Genomic DNA, 577 nt, shown 5'->3' on the forward strand with positions numbered 1-577 from the left:
ATCGGCTCTCAGTGCCAAGGCATCCACCCTGCGCTCTTAATGCTTGACCTGTATTCTTGGTCCGCTGCCATCATAGCGTTGATGACAGGCTTTTGTGTTCTCTGCTTTAAAAGCAATTGATTGAATAATCTTTCGATTATCTCTCTGGTTTGATAACATCACATGCTCTCACACATGATGCCTCGGATGTCTTTTCCTATCTCTAACGTTTTAACGTTTTCAATATAGATTGTATATGCGGTTTTCAAGGTACATCTTTTGGACTTGATTCACTCAAATCCAGTGGGCTTAAGTGGACTCGAACCACCGACCTCACGCTTATCAGGCGTGCGCTCTAACCGGCTGAGCTATAAGCCCTCAGTCGTTTCCGACGCCCGGAAGTTTTCTTTCCGGATGGAGACGAAGAGATTCGAACTCTCGACCCCCTGCTTGCAAGGCAGGTGCTCTCCCAACTGAGCTACGTCCCCGTTTGAAGCTGGCAGCCACCTGCTCTCCCACACCGTCTCCAGTGCAGTACCATCGGCCGCTTAGGTCTTAACCATCGTGTTCGGGATGGGAACGGGTGTGTCCCCTAAGC

The 577-nt window shown here is 49.7% G+C and carries 2 tRNA genes and 1 rRNA gene; all 3 read right to left on the bottom strand.

What is annotated here, in order from left to right:
• Positions 1 to 283: 283 nt before the first annotated feature.
• Positions 284 to 357 (bottom strand) — tRNA-Ile (locus DXD92_RS18305).
• 37 nt (positions 358 to 394) lie between these two features.
• Positions 395 to 467, bottom strand: a tRNA-Ala gene (locus DXD92_RS18310).
• A 6-nt stretch (positions 468 to 473) separates the two neighbouring features.
• Positions 474 to 577, bottom strand: a 5S ribosomal RNA gene (gene rrf / locus DXD92_RS18315); the annotation flags it as partial.

This window comes from Blautia sp. TM10-2 (genome assembly GCF_003480845.1).
GTDB classification, from domain to species: Bacteria; Bacillota; Clostridia; order Lachnospirales; family Lachnospiraceae; genus Fusicatenibacter; species Fusicatenibacter saccharivorans.